Origin of the sequence: Rhodococcus sp. PAMC28707 (assembly GCF_004795915.1) — a bacterium.
Classification (GTDB): domain Bacteria; phylum Actinomycetota; class Actinomycetes; order Mycobacteriales; family Mycobacteriaceae; genus Rhodococcoides.
Window position 1 is genome coordinate 3,388,898 of the sequence record NZ_CP039253.1, and the last position, 14,159, is coordinate 3,403,056.

At 62.6% G+C, this 14,159-nt stretch carries 15 protein-coding genes; 9 read left to right on the top strand and 6 right to left on the bottom strand.

Annotated features, from left to right (window positions below; genetic code table 11):
- Position 1 precedes the first annotated feature (1 nt).
- The 4 genes from E5720_RS15580 to E5720_RS15595 are packed head-to-tail and all read left to right on the top strand — an operon-like array spanning position 2 to position 3,874.
- On the top strand, positions 2–1,141 hold the full coding sequence (locus E5720_RS15580; protein ID WP_136171397.1) for an isobutyryl-CoA dehydrogenase: 1,140 nt from the start codon (positions 2–4) through the stop codon (positions 1,139–1,141).
- Complete coding sequence (locus E5720_RS15585) at positions 1,138–2,196, top strand: enoyl-CoA hydratase/isomerase family protein (protein ID WP_136171398.1); 1,059 nt, start codon at positions 1,138–1,140, stop codon at positions 2,194–2,196. Before E5720_RS15580 ends, E5720_RS15585 begins: the two co-directional genes overlap by 4 nt.
- Entirely contained in the window at positions 2,193–3,101 is a 909-nt protein-coding gene (gene mmsB, locus E5720_RS15590) for a 3-hydroxyisobutyrate dehydrogenase (protein WP_136171399.1), read from the top strand. The genes E5720_RS15585 and mmsB overlap by 4 nt, the downstream gene beginning before the upstream one ends.
- Positions 3,098–3,874 (top strand): enoyl-CoA hydratase, encoded by a 777-nt coding sequence (locus E5720_RS15595; RefSeq protein WP_136171400.1) that lies wholly within the window; start codon positions 3,098–3,100, stop codon positions 3,872–3,874. The genes mmsB and E5720_RS15595 overlap by 4 nt, the downstream gene beginning before the upstream one ends.
- Positions 3,875–3,954: 80 nt before the next feature.
- On the opposite strand, the gene E5720_RS15600 is transcribed toward E5720_RS15595, so the two are convergent.
- Positions 3,955–4,488, bottom strand: coding sequence for a MarR family transcriptional regulator (locus E5720_RS15600; protein ID WP_136171401.1), 534 nt, complete (start codon positions 4,486–4,488; stop codon positions 3,955–3,957).
- Between E5720_RS15600 and E5720_RS22300 the strand changes: the two genes are divergently transcribed.
- Entirely contained in the window at positions 4,476–4,601 is a 126-nt protein-coding gene (locus E5720_RS22300; RefSeq protein ID WP_281727908.1) for a hypothetical protein, read from the top strand. The two genes, E5720_RS15600 and E5720_RS22300, sit on opposite strands and share 13 nt — an antisense overlap.
- Here the strand turns inward: E5720_RS22300 and E5720_RS15605 are convergent.
- Genes E5720_RS15605 through E5720_RS15620 form a run of 4 tightly spaced genes read right to left on the bottom strand, consistent with a single transcriptional unit; the run spans position 4,590 to position 8,332 of the window.
- Positions 4,590–5,180: a class I SAM-dependent methyltransferase gene (locus E5720_RS15605; RefSeq protein ID WP_136171402.1), complete on the bottom strand. Its 591-nt coding sequence runs from the start codon at positions 5,178–5,180 to the stop codon at positions 4,590–4,592. The genes E5720_RS22300 and E5720_RS15605 overlap by 12 nt on opposite strands.
- Before the next feature lie 58 nt (positions 5,181–5,238).
- Positions 5,239–6,384 carry a sulfotransferase gene (locus tag E5720_RS15610; RefSeq protein WP_136171403.1) on the bottom strand — a complete coding sequence of 382 codons (1,146 nt, stop codon included), beginning with the start codon at positions 6,382–6,384 and terminating at the stop codon, positions 5,239–5,241.
- Between the two features lie 8 nt (positions 6,385–6,392).
- Complete coding sequence (locus E5720_RS15615; RefSeq protein ID WP_136171404.1) at positions 6,393–7,175, bottom strand: SDR family oxidoreductase; 783 nt, start codon at positions 7,173–7,175, stop codon at positions 6,393–6,395.
- Positions 7,172–8,332 carry a hypothetical protein gene (locus tag E5720_RS15620; RefSeq protein ID WP_136171405.1) on the bottom strand — a complete coding sequence of 387 codons (1,161 nt, stop codon included), beginning with the start codon at positions 8,330–8,332 and terminating at the stop codon, positions 7,172–7,174. The genes E5720_RS15615 and E5720_RS15620 overlap by 4 nt, the downstream gene beginning before the upstream one ends.
- A 91-nt stretch (positions 8,333–8,423) precedes the next feature.
- Between E5720_RS15620 and E5720_RS15625 the strand changes: the two genes are divergently transcribed.
- The 4 genes from E5720_RS15625 to E5720_RS15640 all read left to right on the top strand — a co-directional run bounded on the left by E5720_RS15625 (position 8,424) and on the right by E5720_RS15640 (position 13,272).
- Entirely contained in the window at positions 8,424–9,320 is an 897-nt protein-coding gene (locus tag E5720_RS15625; RefSeq protein ID WP_136171406.1) for a helix-turn-helix domain-containing protein, read from the top strand.
- Positions 9,321–9,413: 93 nt separating this feature from the next.
- Entirely contained in the window at positions 9,414–10,325 is a 912-nt protein-coding gene (gene cysD / locus E5720_RS15630; protein WP_136171407.1) for a sulfate adenylyltransferase subunit CysD, read from the top strand.
- Positions 10,325–12,166, top strand: coding sequence for an adenylyl-sulfate kinase (gene cysC, locus E5720_RS15635; protein ID WP_084346448.1), 1,842 nt, complete (start codon positions 10,325–10,327; stop codon positions 12,164–12,166). The genes cysD and cysC overlap by 1 nt, the downstream gene beginning before the upstream one ends.
- Entirely contained in the window at positions 12,163–13,272 is a 1,110-nt protein-coding gene (locus E5720_RS15640; protein WP_136171408.1) for a 3'(2'),5'-bisphosphate nucleotidase CysQ, read from the top strand. The genes cysC and E5720_RS15640 overlap by 4 nt, the downstream gene beginning before the upstream one ends.
- Here the strand turns inward: E5720_RS15640 and E5720_RS15645 are convergent.
- The gene (locus E5720_RS15645; RefSeq protein ID WP_136171409.1) at positions 13,269–14,156 is read right to left on the bottom strand and encodes a hypothetical protein; all 888 of its coding nucleotides are present in this window, start codon (positions 14,154–14,156) and stop codon (positions 13,269–13,271) included. The two genes, E5720_RS15640 and E5720_RS15645, sit on opposite strands and share 4 nt — an antisense overlap.
- Positions 14,157–14,159: the final 3 nt, after the last annotated feature.

Consider the following 14,159-nt stretch of genomic DNA (forward strand, 5'->3'; position numbering starts at 1 on the left):
GATGTTCACATTGACCGAGGACGAACGGGCGATCAACGAAACAGCACGCGACTTCGCCGACGAGTTCCTGGCACCGAAGGCAGTCGAATGGGATCAGAACAAGCACTTTCCCGTCGACGTACTGCGCAAAGCTGCCAGCCTGGGTATGGGCGGAATCTACATCGGTGAGGACGTCGGCGGGTCGGATCTGACGCGCGTGGATGCGGTGCGCATCTTCGAGCAACTTGCCACCGGTGATCCGTCGATCGCGGCGTACATCTCCATCCACAACATGGTGACGTGGATGATCGACACCTATGGCAACGACGAGCAACGTCGTCAGTGGGTGCCGGGGCTGTGCGCGATGGACCAGCTCGGAAGCTACTGCCTCACCGAACCAGGTGCCGGATCCGATGCCGCGGCACTGACGACCAAGGCTGTCCGCGACGGCGACGACTACATCCTCAACGGAGTGAAGCAGTTCATCTCCGGGGCCGGGGTATCCGAGATCTACGTCGTGATGGCGCGAACGGGCGAAGCTGGGCCCAAGGGCATTTCGGCAATCGTCGTACCGAAGGACTCCGCAGGCCTGTCGTTCGGAGCGAACGAGAAGAAGATGGGCTGGAATGCCCAGCCGACGCGGCAGGTCGTCTTCGAGGATGTCCGTGTTCCGGCCGCCAACGTGCTCGGAAACGAGGGCGACGGTTTCCGCATCGCGATGAACGGCCTCAACGGCGGACGCCTCAACATCGCCGCCTGCTCGATCGGTGGCGCACAGAGCGCTCTCGACAAAGCGGTGTCCTACCTCGCCGAGCGCAAGGCCTTCGGCAATCGATTGCTCGACGCGCAGGCCCTGCAGTTCCGACTGGCAGATATGAAGACCGAGCTCGAAGCCGCCCGAACTCTGCTGTGGCGCGCTGCGGAGGCGTTGCAGACCGGGGCCGAGGACAAGGTCGAACTCTGCGCTATGGCAAAGAGATTCGGAACCGACACCGGATTCGACGTCGCCAACGCCGCACTGCAGTTACTCGGTGGCTACGGCTATCTCGCGGAGTACGGTGTGGAGAAGATCGTCCGAGACCTTCGTGTCCATCAGATCCTCGAAGGGACCAACGAGATAATGCGAGTCGTCGTGGCTCGTTCGATTGTGGGAGCAGCATGAGCGAACCCGAGGTGTTGTTCGACCTGCGCGGTGGCGTCGGCCGAATCACGCTCAACCGTCCGAAAGCCATCAACGCGTTGAATCATGCGATGGTGCTCGACATCGCGCCGCAGCTCGAGAAGTGGGCCGTCGACGATGAGGTCGAACTGGTACTCCTCACCGGCGCAGGCGAACGTGGCTTGTGTGCCGGTGGTGACATCGTCTCGATCTACCACGACGCAAAAGAGGGCGGTAGCGGGTCGAAGGTCTTCTGGCGCGACGAGTACATCCTCAATGCGGCTATCTCGCGATTCCCCAAGCCGTACGTGGCAATCATGGACGGAGTGGTGATGGGCGGCGGTGTCGGACTGTCCGCCCACGCCAACACCCGAATCGTGACCGACCGCTCGAAGCTCGCGATGCCCGAGGTCGGTATCGGTTTCATCCCCGACGTCGGCGGGACGTTTCTGCTCTCCCGTGCACCGGGAGAATTGGGAACGCACCTCGGCCTCACCACCGCCCGCATGGGTGCAGGTGACGCCATCGCGGCCGGGTTCGCCGATCACTACATCCCCTCCGACAAGTTGCCGGACTTCTACGCTGCACTCGAAACCGGAACCCTCGCCGATGCGTTGGCTTCGTTCACCGAACCGGCACCCACATCGAGTCTCGACGCTGCACGCAGCTGGATCGACGCCGCGTACAGCGCCGATACCGTCGAAGAAATCGTGGACCGCTTGCGGCGCAGTGAGGTACCCGACGCACACATCGCTGCCGACGACATCGAATCGAAGTCACCGGTCGCCCTGAAGGTCACGCTGAAGTCGCTGCGGCGGGCCGCTGATGCAGCCTCGCTCGAGGAAGTCCTCGACGATGAATATCGGGTGTCCTCGGCCAGTCTGGATTCACATGACCTCGTCGAGGGAATCCGAGCACAGGTGGTGGAGAAGGACAGAAACCCTAAGTGGTCTCCGCCGACGCTCGCCGATGTCACCAGCGAGGACGTCGATCGCTATTTCGCCCCGTTGGGTGCCGCCGAACTGGGATTGAGCAACGAACTTGGAGGGCAGCGATGAGTGAGAACACGATCGGTTTCGTCGGTCTCGGCCATATGGGCGGACCGATGGCAGCGAACCTGGTGAAAGCCGGATACACGGTTCAGGGCTTCGATCTCGTCCCTGCAGCGCTGGCGCAGGCAACGAAGGACGGCGTGACCGTCGTCGAATCTGCCGTGGCTGCAGTGTCGAACGCGGATGTCGTGATCACGATGCTGCCCAACGGCAAGCTCGTGCTCGATCTGTACAAGGATCTACTTCCAGTTGCCGCGCCTGGAACCTTGTTCATCGATTCCTCCACCATCGATGTCGCCGACGCGCACGCGGCGCACAAGCTTGTCGACGACGCGGGCCACCGCGGTCTCGACGCTCCGGTATCTGGTGGTGTCGGCGGTGCGGCGGCGGGCACGCTGACGTTCATGGTCGGCGGGTCCGAAGAGGACTTCGCTTCGGCTGCCGCTGTTCTCGACGTGATGGGTCGCAAAGTTGTCCACTGTGGCGCCGCGGGCAACGGCCAAGCCGCCAAGATCTGCAACAACATGATCCTCGGGGTGTCGATGATTGCGATCAGCGAGGCATTCGTGCTCGGTGAGAAGCTCGGTCTCAGCAATCAAGCGTTGTTCGACGTCGCATCCACCGCGTCCGGTCAGTGCTGGGCGCTGACTACCAATTGTCCTGTGCCAGGACCGGTTCCGACCAGTCCGGCCAACAACGACTACACACCCGGGTTCGCGGCAGCATTGATGGACAAAGATCTCGGTCTTGCTGCCAATGCACTGCGCGCCAACGGCGTCCACGGCATTCTCGGACTCAAGGCCGCTGAGCTCTACTCCGAGTTCAAGGAAACATCCGGTGGTGGAACGGACGTGGACTTCTCCGGCATCATCAACGACATTCGCCAGCGTTCGACAGAGGAGAGCAAGTGAGCGAGTACGAAACCATCCTGCTGGAGCGGCGAGGCCGCGTCGGGATCATCACGCTCGATCGGCCGAAGGCGCTCAACGCGTTGAACTCTCAGCTGATGCACGAGGTGGTGTCCGCGGTCGAGGACCTCGACGGAGACCACGGTATCGGGGCGATCCTGATCACCGGCTCGGAGAAAGCCTTCGCTGCGGGTGCCGATATCAAGGAAATGCAGCCGAAGTCGTACATGGACGTCTATGCCGAGGACCTGTTCAGTGCCTGGGATCGACTGTCGGCAGCGCGCACGCCGATCGTCGCGGCCGTATCGGGATACGCCCTCGGTGGAGGCTGCGAGCTGGCCATGCTGTGCGATGTTCTCATCGCTTCCGACACCGCAGTATTCGGTCAGCCGGAGATCAAGTTGGGGGTCATCCCCGGAATCGGTGGGTCGCAGCGCCTGACTCGTGCCGTCGGTAAGGCCAAGGCTATGGAGATGGTCCTGACCGGGCGAAACATGAAGGTCGAAGAGGCCGAGCGAGCGGGGCTCGTCTCGCGGATCGTGCCCGCCGCGGACCTGCTCGACGACGCTATCGCAACCGCGACGACCATCGCCGAGATGTCGCTTCCGATTGCGATGATGGCCAAGGACGCGGTCAACCGTTCGTTCGAATCCTCGTTGGCCGAAGGTGTTCGGTTCGAGCGTCGGCTGTTTCATTCGACCTTCGCGACCGAGGATCAGAAGGAAGGCATGTCTGCCTTCATCGACAAGCGTAAGGCGACATTCGTCAATCGGTGATCGATCCGTTCAGCCCTGCTGTCCTCAGTGACAGCAGGGCTGCTTCGTGCGCGGATACAGCGAAGCTGAGCGCGCTCCGTTCACCAGGCCGGTGACGACCCGATGTCCTCGAAGTCACCGGCTGTGCGCCTCAGCTCGGCAAGAATGCGTACCAGCGACGTCAGACGTTCCTTCGACAAACCGGGCTTGCTGAATACCTGTTCGTTGAGTTTTTCGGTGGCGTCGACGGCCAGAGTGCGACCCTCTTCGGTGATCTCCACCAACGTCGTTCGACGATCGCTCGGGTGCGGTGTTCGGCGCACGTACCCCGCCGCTTCGAGGCGGTCGACGGCGTTGGTGACACTCGTGGGGTGAACCTGGAGTCGCGCACTGGCTTTCGCCATCGGCAGTGCACCGTTCTTCGTGAACGTCAGCAGGGTGAGAAGTTCGTAGCGGGAGAACGTCAAACCAGTGGGTTTGAGCGTCTCTTCTACTCGCGCGAGCATGATCTGCTGCGCCCGCATCAACGAAGTGACAGCGGCCATTCCGTCGGCGACGTCACCCCATCCATGTGCGGTCCACTGACGGTGGGCCTCTGCAATGGGATCGAGGGGAAGTGGCGATGGCGCTGGCATTCCTCCATCCTCCCATGGGCGGCGGCGGCGATGCCCGGCTCTTCCCATCGGGTGGGGACCTGTCCCTGGGCGCGTGGGGCGAAATGCATCTCGAACTCGAATCAGGCAAGTAGCGCAGGAGCCCTGGTTACGGTCACAGCCCAGTCCGCATTCTCGTGCCACGGTCGCAGATCCCACGTCGAGAAGCGGTGCTCGTGGAGTAAGCCGACCGAATTCAGGTCGGCGTCGAACTTCTCCACGGTGTACTCCCTGTCCGTGGCGAATCCGGCGACGAAGACTCCTCCGGGCTTCAGGTGCGCCGTCATCCGCTCGAGAGCCGATCGTTCGGTGCCCGGCGTCATGAAGACCATCACGTTGCCGGCGACCACGACGGCATCGAATGTCTCGCCGAGGTCGAGTTCGGTCAGATCGGCCTGATGAACCGTCAGGTCGGTGTGCTCTCGCGCGGCTTCGACGAGGACCGGATCGAGATCCACCGCGGTCACTCGATGTCCGCGCCGGGCGAGTTCGGCGCCGAGACGGGCTGTGCCACAACCCGCGTCGAGGACCGAACTCCCCGGAGCCAGGAGTGCGTCGACCATCCGCGCCTCGCCGTGTAGGTCGACGCCTCGCTCTTGAAGTCGCGCGAAGCGTTCGATGTACTTCCTGGACTGGTCCTCGGTGTTGTCGATCTGCCAGCGTGTCGGAGCCATCCCGCCACCCTAGCGTTCGTCGGAACAGGCCATCGACGACCTGCGGATGGACCGCTGATTACCTCGTCCCGAACCGGCGGTCGATGTCTTCGCCGTCGAGGCCGAAGTCCTCGAGCGTGTACTTGTGAGCCGGCCGCCGCTGCCCGCTTCGACTTTCGGTGTGCATGGCGTCCATGGCTGAGCGCGCATTCTCGGTGAGATCGAGTCCGAAGTTCTGGTACACCTGCTCGACCGTGCGGAGGGGGTCGGCGACGAAGTCGTGATAGTCGACGTCGTAGAACTGCGCCGAGTTCGCACCGGATCTCGCAGTGGAGAAAGTGTTGAGTCCACGCTCCCACAGATCGACCTGGGTGCGCCCGATGACGTTGCCGCGGAACAGGTCCGACCAACCTTCGGTGGCGTGCTCGGCGAGGCTGCACATCGACGGCATGATCGTGCGGGGTTCACGGTGGCATTGGATCACCAGCGCATCCGGGTAGACCTGTAGCAGTTCTTCGAGAGCGAACAGGTGGCTCGGATTCTTCAGAACCCAACGGCGATCGGTGTCGTTCATACCGATGAGCTGGAGATTCTTCCGGTGTCGTTGGTAGGTCGAGAGCCAGCTCTGTTCGGCCAGCCATGTCGAATACGTCGGGAGGTACGCGAGGCATTCGTAGGCTACGGAATGGACCGATTGCCGCAGTAGCTGCCAGCATTCCTCGACTTCGGCTGCGGACATGTAGTGCACGCCCATGAACTCGGGGTGTTCGACATGGTGTTGTGCAAACCCTTTTTGGATCTGCGTGAACAGCGGATTGGATTCCCAGGTCTCACGCGGCGGCCGAGGTTGCGGCATCTCGGTCAGCCACATCTCCAAACCCTGGTGCGACGGGTCGGCGGTGAGCAGTCGATGCAGCGCAGTCGTGCCGGTGCGAGGAAGACCGGTCACGAAGATCGGCCGCTCGATCGTGACGTCGGCGTGCGTCGGATTCTGCTTCCATGCGAGCTCGCTGAGTGAACGCGCGACCAGCGCGCCGCGCAGGAAGTACCGGCTCATCTTCGATCCGAGTGCGGTCAGTTGTGCATCACGGTTGTACGAGTCGAGCAGGACACCGAGGGCTTCGACATAATCGTCGGAACCGAAATCTTCGAGGCCGGTGAACTTGGTGGCAGACGCGTGTAGATCTTCGACGGTACCGACGTCGGTGCGTTCGGTGCTGGTCATGTGCGCTCCTAGTGGTGGTATTCGCCGCAGTTGACGTCGAGGCATTGGCCGGTGATCGCCCGAGCCGACGGGGAAGCGAGGAATACGACGGCGTCGGCGATCTCGTCGGGTTCGGGCAGCCGTCGTAGGTCCATTGTCGCGGCAGTTTGCTCGTAGATCTGTTCGCTGGTGATGCCGTACTTCTTCGCCATGTGGTCGAAGTAGCCTTTGAGCGACTCGCCCCAGATGTAGCCGGGAGCAACAGTATTGACCCGAATTCCTTGTGGCCCCAGTTCGGTTGCGAGAGTTTCCGACATGGCAAGCAAGGCGGCTTTGGCGATTTTGTAACCGCCGTACTTGGGTTGGGAGTGCCGAATGACGGCAGAGTTGATCATCACGATCGAGCCCTCCGATGCCGCCAACGCGGGGGTGAACAATTGCGAGAGCCGCAGTGTCGCGAACACCGATAGCTCCAATCCCTGCCGGATGACGGCAGGGTCGGTGTGGGCGAGGTCTTTCATCGACGGGATCGCGAACGCATTGTTGACCAGTACGTCGACGTGGCCGAACTCCTCGACTGCACGGGTGACCAGCGCTTGGGAAGAAGCCTCGTCGGTGATGTCGGTTGGGACGGTGATCGCCATGCGGCCGAGTTCGGCAACTTCTTTGCCGACCTCGAGAAGGTAGCTTTCGGTGCGTGCGGCCAGCACCAGGTCGGCACCCGCGGCGGCGCTGCGCAGTGCAATCGACCGGCCGAGGGATGGTCCGACGCCGGAGACGACGACAACTTTGCCGTCGAGTTGTCCCGTCATCCGAGCATCCTTCGTCCGACAGCGTCGCGACGGGCTGCGATGCGCAGGGCGAAGTCCGCCGGTGAAATCTTGTTCGCGTCGTAGTGCGGTAGATGCGAGGAAATGTCGTCGAAATCGACTATTTCTACGGTAGGGCCGTCCGCCGCGGTCATCTCGCGGGAGACTCGTTGCCATCGAAACTGCGCGTACCCGCGGGCATGACCTGTCGTTTCGATCCAGTTGGTCACCTCTGGGTTTCGTTCGCTGACCACCAGCCTGATGTAGCCGTCCGGATCGGTCTGCGCCTGCTCTGCAGTCAACGAAGTTTGGTGATTGATGTAGTCGAGGGAGATATACCACATGCTGCCCAGCTGGAACCCTTGATACGGAGCGTCGGACACGGGCACCGTGATGATCATGGCCTGGTCCTCGCGCAGTTCGTAGTGACCGGCCGAAGAATACTGGGTGCTCAATCCTCCTGGCGTGAGCCGCGGTTCGGTGAGGGTGTTGACGTCGAGATTGAGGTAGAACCACTGCGGGAACTGCAAAAAGGTGTGGATGCGGCCGAGGAGCATCTTGCCTGCGGTGGAATAGCGTTTCGCCACAGATTCTTTCGTGGGCGCCGCGGGGGATTCCCCGGACGCGCCTGCTCGATGGATGGTGAGCGTGCCACGGGCCGCGGACCAATCGTTGTAGACCTCGCGGACGACCAGCATCGAGGAACCTTCGCCGATGGTGAAGTGGTTGGGAAGGTCTGAAGGACGACCGAAGTGCACTTCGAATGTTCCGTCGTCGTCGATGTCGATCGAGCGATCGTCGAAGGCGGTCAGGCTGTCCGGAACATCGACGGGGGAGTAGTCACCCTTGAGTATCTGGAAGCTGAGATCGGTTGTGGTACCACGTTTCCCACGTACGACGTATTCCACATCGTCACGAATGTTGGCGTGAAAGTAGAGCGTGTCGGGGTTGTCGAGGCCCATCTTCGTGTATGGGCCGGTCGAACTCGCGAAGTACGGGAAGTCCTTGTCGTACGCCCAGGCCATCTGGATGGATGCGCGGATGCTGCCGGCGAGGTAGTCGTATCCCTCGAGTAGATCCTGTTCTGTTCGTATGTGCGGAGCGTCTTCGATGATCTTCTCGGCCGCCGTGATTGCTTCTGCGAGTGAATCGGTGAGCACACCCATCTCCTTCTGCCTAGTGGTACAAATCTGTACCGATGTGGTAGAACGGGTTCCGTATCGACAATAGAACGTGTTCTAGGGAGGGTCAATGACCAGTCGTAACTCGCCCCCCACCGACCGCGTCGTCGCGGTCCTGGACTTCATGGTTGCCAGGAGTGACCGACGGTTCGGACTCTCGGCGCTGGCACGTGAACTCGGTCTGAGCAAGCCCACCTGTCTGGGCATCCTGACCTCGCTGGTCGGCGCTGGATACCTGGTTCGCGACCCTGTTTCGGTCACCTACGGTCTCGGTCCGGCGCTGATCACCGCCGGGCGCGCGGCGCAGCAGGGGTTCGCGGTCGGCCCGCTCGCGCGCACGCACCTCGAAGCTCTCAGTGCGCGATACGACACGACGTGCACGGCTTCGGGTGTGGTCGGCGATCGCATCACCATCCTCGAGTTGACCTGTCCCGACGGGCGGCAGGCTGCCGTGAAGGTGGGGCAGGTCTATCCGTTCGCGCCGCCGGTAGGGCTCATGTACGTGCTGTGGGATACCGACGAGCGACTCGATTCTTGGCTGGGTCGTGAACCGACCCTGCCGGTCCGGATGGACGTAGCTCATCTTCGCCGCGTGGTCGACGAGTGCCGCAGAACCGGGTATCTCGTCGAGACGTTGACGGCTGTGGGGCAGCGGCTGCATACCGTCATGGCGGGTGTTGCCGCACACGATCTTCCGGGGGAGGTCCGCGAGCTCCTCGGCGAGATGGTGTCCGGCCTCGGTGAGCGGGTGTACCTGGGCGCGGAGGAGGCTGGTGCCGACGCTACGCACGAGGTCAGCGTCATCGCGGCCCCGACGTACGACGCGCAGAGTCATCAGTCGTTGGTGCTGACTCTGCATGTCGGAGCGTCGATCTCGGGCGAGAGCATTGCCGAGCGTGGGCAAGCACTCGCTGCGGCTGCCGGTGCGATCACGGCAGAAGTAGGCGGTCTTGCACCGACCCGTTGACCAATACTGAAACACGTTCTATTCTTCGATCACGGATTTGAACCGCACCGGTCCAAATATGGACCGAGGCGTTGTGATCGGAGGGCTTCACCGATGTCGACCTCGTACGAACTCACGCACCTTGCTGCGCTCGAAGCGGAAGCCGTCCATATCTTCCGTGAAGTCGCCGCTACCGCCGAACGTCCGGTGCTGCTGTTCTCCGGCGGCAAGGACTCGGTGGTGATGCTTCATGTGGCAGCCAAAGCCTTCTGGCCCGCCAGACTCCCGTTCGCCGTCATGCACATCGACACCGGCCACAATTTCGACGAGGTCCTGTCCTTCCGCGACCGTGCGGTCGAGCATTTCGGCGTCAACCTGACCGTGGCCAGCGTGCAGGACGACATCGACTCGGGACGCTCGATCGAGGAGAGCGGGCCGGGGGCCAGTCGTAACCGACTCCAGACCGCGACACTGCTACGCGCGATCGCCGAGAACTCGTTCGACGCCGTGTTCGGTGGTGCCCGTCGGGACGAGGAGAAGGCGCGTGCGAAAGAGCGTGTCTTCAGCTTTCGCGACGAACACGGCCAGTGGGATCCGCGTCGCCAGCGCCCGGAACTGTGGCAGTTGTACAACGGCCGTCACCGGCGAGGCGAGCACTTCCGGGTGTTTCCGCTGTCGAACTGGACCGAACTCGACATCTGGCAATACATCGAGGCAGAGCAGATCGAACTCCCACACATCTACTACGCGCACAATCGCACGGTCGTGCCACGAGCCGGAATGCTCCTGGCAGTCTCGAGATTCGTACCGGTGCTGCCGGGGGAAGAACCTTTCGAGGAGACGGTCCGGTTTCGTACCGTCGGCGACGCGACCTGCACCGGGTGTGTGCAGTCCTCCGCCGCCGATGCGCACGACGTGGTACTGGAAGTCGCCGCCAGCAGAATGACCGAGCGCGGCGCGACACGGGCCGACGACCGCATATCGGAGGCCGGAATGGAAGACCGCAAGAAGGAAGGGTACTTCTGATGTCGCAACTGCTTCGAGTGGCTACGGCGGGAAGCGTCGACGACGGCAAATCGACACTCATCGGTCGGCTCCTCTACGACTCGAAGGCGATCTTCGAGGATCAGTTGGAGGCCGTGGAGAAGACCAGTCGTGAACGCGGCGGCGACACAGTCGATCTCGCACTGCTCACCGACGGGCTGCGCGCCGAGCGGGAACAAGGCATCACGATCGACGTCGCGTATCGCTACTTCTCCACGCCGAGAAGAAAATTCATCATCGCCGATACGCCGGGGCACCAGCAGTACACCAGAAACATGGTCACCGGAGCATCAACCGCCGATCTTGCGCTGATACTCGTCGATGCACGTCACGGGATCCTCGAACAGACGAAGCGACATGCGTTTCTCTCGTCGTTGCTCGGTATCCGACATCTCGTGTTGTGCATCAACAAGATGGATCTCGTCGACTATTCGTGCGCCCGGTACGAAGAGATCAAAGCGGAGTTCCGCGAATTCGCGATGAAACTCGAAGTACCCGACCTCACGTTCGTACCGATGTCGGCCATCGACGGAGACAACGTCGTCCATCGCACCGCGCAGATGCCCTGGTACGAGGGGAGCTCGCTTCTGCACCACCTCGAGGACGTCCACGTTGCCTCCGACCGTAACCTCATCGACGCCCGATTCCCGGTCCAATATGTAGTTCGGCCGAAACACAGCTCCGGTGAACATGCCGACTTCCGGGGGTACGCAGGCACCGTCGCCAGCGGAGTGTTCAAACCCGGGGACGAAGTCGTAGCGCTCCCATCCGGATTCGTCACCAGAATCGCAGCGGTGTGGGGACCGGGTGGAACGCCGGTCGACGAGGGGTTCGCCCCCTCGGCGGTATGTATCGAACTCGAGGACAAGGTCGACGTCGGGCGCGGGGACATGTTGTGCCGTCCCAACAATCGTCCGCTCGTCGGAACAGAGCTCGATGCCATGGTCTGTTGGCTCGCAGAGGGCGCACAGTTGCGCAGTGACGACCGGTACGTGCTGATGCACACCACGGCGTCGACACCAGCGCGGGTGGAAAAACTGGACTACCGGCTCGACGTCAATACTCTGCATCGTGACGAAGCTGCACAATCGTTGAGTATCAACGACATCGGCCGAGTGCAGATCCGAACCCACAATCCGATCCTGTTCGATCCGTACCGACGTAACCGAGTCACCGGCAGCTTCCTGCTCGTCGACGAGTCGTCCGGAGCCACGGTTGCCGCCGGGATGATCACCGGCCCCACGTTGTCGGCAGCGAAAGTTGTCTGGCATTCGTCCCGTGTCGCCCGGGAGGAACGTGCAACGCTCGGCGCCACGATCTGGTTGACGGGCTTGTCGGCTTCGGGAAAGTCCACGGTGGCAGCGGAACTGGAACGTTTGCTGGTGGCGTCGGGACGGCCGGCGTATAGGTTGGATGGAGACAACCTGCGTCACGGGCTCAATTCCGATTTAGGGTTCGATGCAGCCGACCGTACCGAGAACGTACGGCGGGTGGGGGCTGTCGCCCAACTGATTGCCGACGCCGGGGTGGTCGCGATCGCCTGTCTCATCAGCCCGTACCGCGAAGACCGTGACGAGGTGCGGAAGGTGCACGAGAAGGCCGGACTGCCCTTCTTCGAGGTGTTCGTCGACACTCCGTTCGACGTCTGCGCAGCGCGCGACCCGAAAGGTATGTACGCCAAAGCTATCGCTGGTGAGATCACCGGCTTCACCGGGGTAGACGACCCTTACGAAGCTCCCGAGCACCCCGAATTGGTGTTGGCGGCCTCTGACGGTGATCCGGCAACACAGGCCGCTCGGATTGTGGAATTGTTGGGATCGTGAGCGCCCTGTACTCGGCCGAAGACGATGCCCGATTCGCCGCCGACCTCGCCGAGTCGGCAGGCCGATTGCTGCTCGACATTCGCGAACGCGAAGGACGAACGACCCAGGGGCGGGAACTCGGCAGGATCGGCGACACCGAAGCCGACGCGCTGATCCTTGGCCGATTGGCAGGCGAACGCCCCGGCGATGCAGTGCTTTCCGAGGAGTCGGCCGATGATCTCCGCAGGTTGGATGCGACCCGTGTCTGGATCATCGACCCACTCGACGGTTCCCGCGAATACGGTATCGAGGGTCGAGCCGACTGGGCAGTACACGTGGGCCTGTGGGAAAAAGACCAGGGGATGACAGCGTCGGCAGTTGCCCAGCCTGCGCTGGGCGTCGTCTACTCGACGGCCGATGTCACCGGCCCGCCGCCGCAGTCCGGTAGGCCCACGCTTGTGGTCAGTGACTCTCGGCCGCCCTACTACATGGACGATCTCGCGCGCGCGGTCGATGCCGACGTCGTGACCATGGGTTCGGCAGGTGCCAAAGCCATGGCAGTCGTGCGCGGGGAGGTCGACGCCTACGTGCATTCCGGTGGCCAATGGGAGTGGGACTCGGCAGCGCCCGTCGGCGTCGCACTCGCAGCGGGTTTGCATTGCTCCCGTATCGACGGGACACCGTTGCGGTACAACCAGTCCCACCCGTATCTTCCGGACTTGCTGATCTGCAGGCAGGAACTCGCGCAACCGCTCCTGGCTGGAATTGCCACCTATGCCACGCGCCAGGTGGATTCCGGTCGCGTCGCGATGGCACGTGAATACATCAAGGCCCTGCTCAGTCACGATGCCACCAAGGTCCGTCTCGCCGACGGGTGTCGCCGTGTGGAGAACGGACAGCATACCGGTGACACCGGAGCGTTCATCAGGGACGAACTCGAGAACGGCGCCCAGTACAAGCCGATCATCGGCATCGGCGAGGTAGAGATCCGCGAATGGGGAACCAGCGTCGTGGCACGTTTCCCGCTCGAGTTCGACGGCGGTATGTCGGTGGCAGTGACTGAGCATTTCGACATTCCGGCCGGCGATATCGTGGCCATCACCGCGATCATCGAACCGGTAGGTTAACCGCCGAGACGCTCCACCGTGCTGCGTAACTCGGCAGTTCTCGCCTCGGCATCGGTGAGGACTCGTCGCAAGCGTCGTGCTTCGCGATCTGCCGACTTCTCGGTCGTGCGGACCGCCGCCTCCTCGACCTCGGCGTCGTGGAGTGCGGCACGTAGGCGGGCCACTCGCTCTTTGATCTCGGAAAGGTCCGTGGAAGCGGCTTCGGACGCAGAGTCTGCAGAGTCGACGGCCTCGCGGGCCGACTCTTCGTCCTTGTGGGCTTCGGTGAGCTGTCCGCGGGCTTCCTCGAGTCGCTTGTCGGCCGCGTCGTCACGCGTTTCGGCTTCCGGGTTCTCCGGTGATGATTCCTGGGCGGTGTTCTCGGGCTCGGGCGCCAAGGTGAGCACCGCGGGCCCGAAACCGCTGTAGGACTCGGCAGTCACGACACGGCCTGCCTGCACCCGTGCGCCGATCTCGGGGTCCGCGAGCGCGGCACCCAGTGTCTGTCCGACTTCTCGTGCCGCATTCTCCGTGCTCGGGTGGCCGTGTTCGCGAGCAATCTCCACAGCCCGACGCGTCAGCGCGCGAATCGACTGTGCGCGCGCAACGGAGAGTTCCTTGAGTCTTTCGGCCGATGATCTCCGTTGCGCGTCGCGCAGGCTGTTGCCGATATCGAACAGTTCGGCAATGCTTTCGGGTTCTTCGCGTACGAGGAGGTTGACCATCCATGCGACAGTCGTGGGCTTACGGAGCTTGCCTATCGAGGCTGCGAGCTTTCGGTCCCCGGATTCCTTGGCCACTGCAACCGCGGCTGTGCGCGCGGTGACGAAGTCTCGTGGATCGACGGCACACAGTTCGGATGCGGTGTTGTCGAGTTCGGTATCGGCCACGACCCATGTTGGCATCAA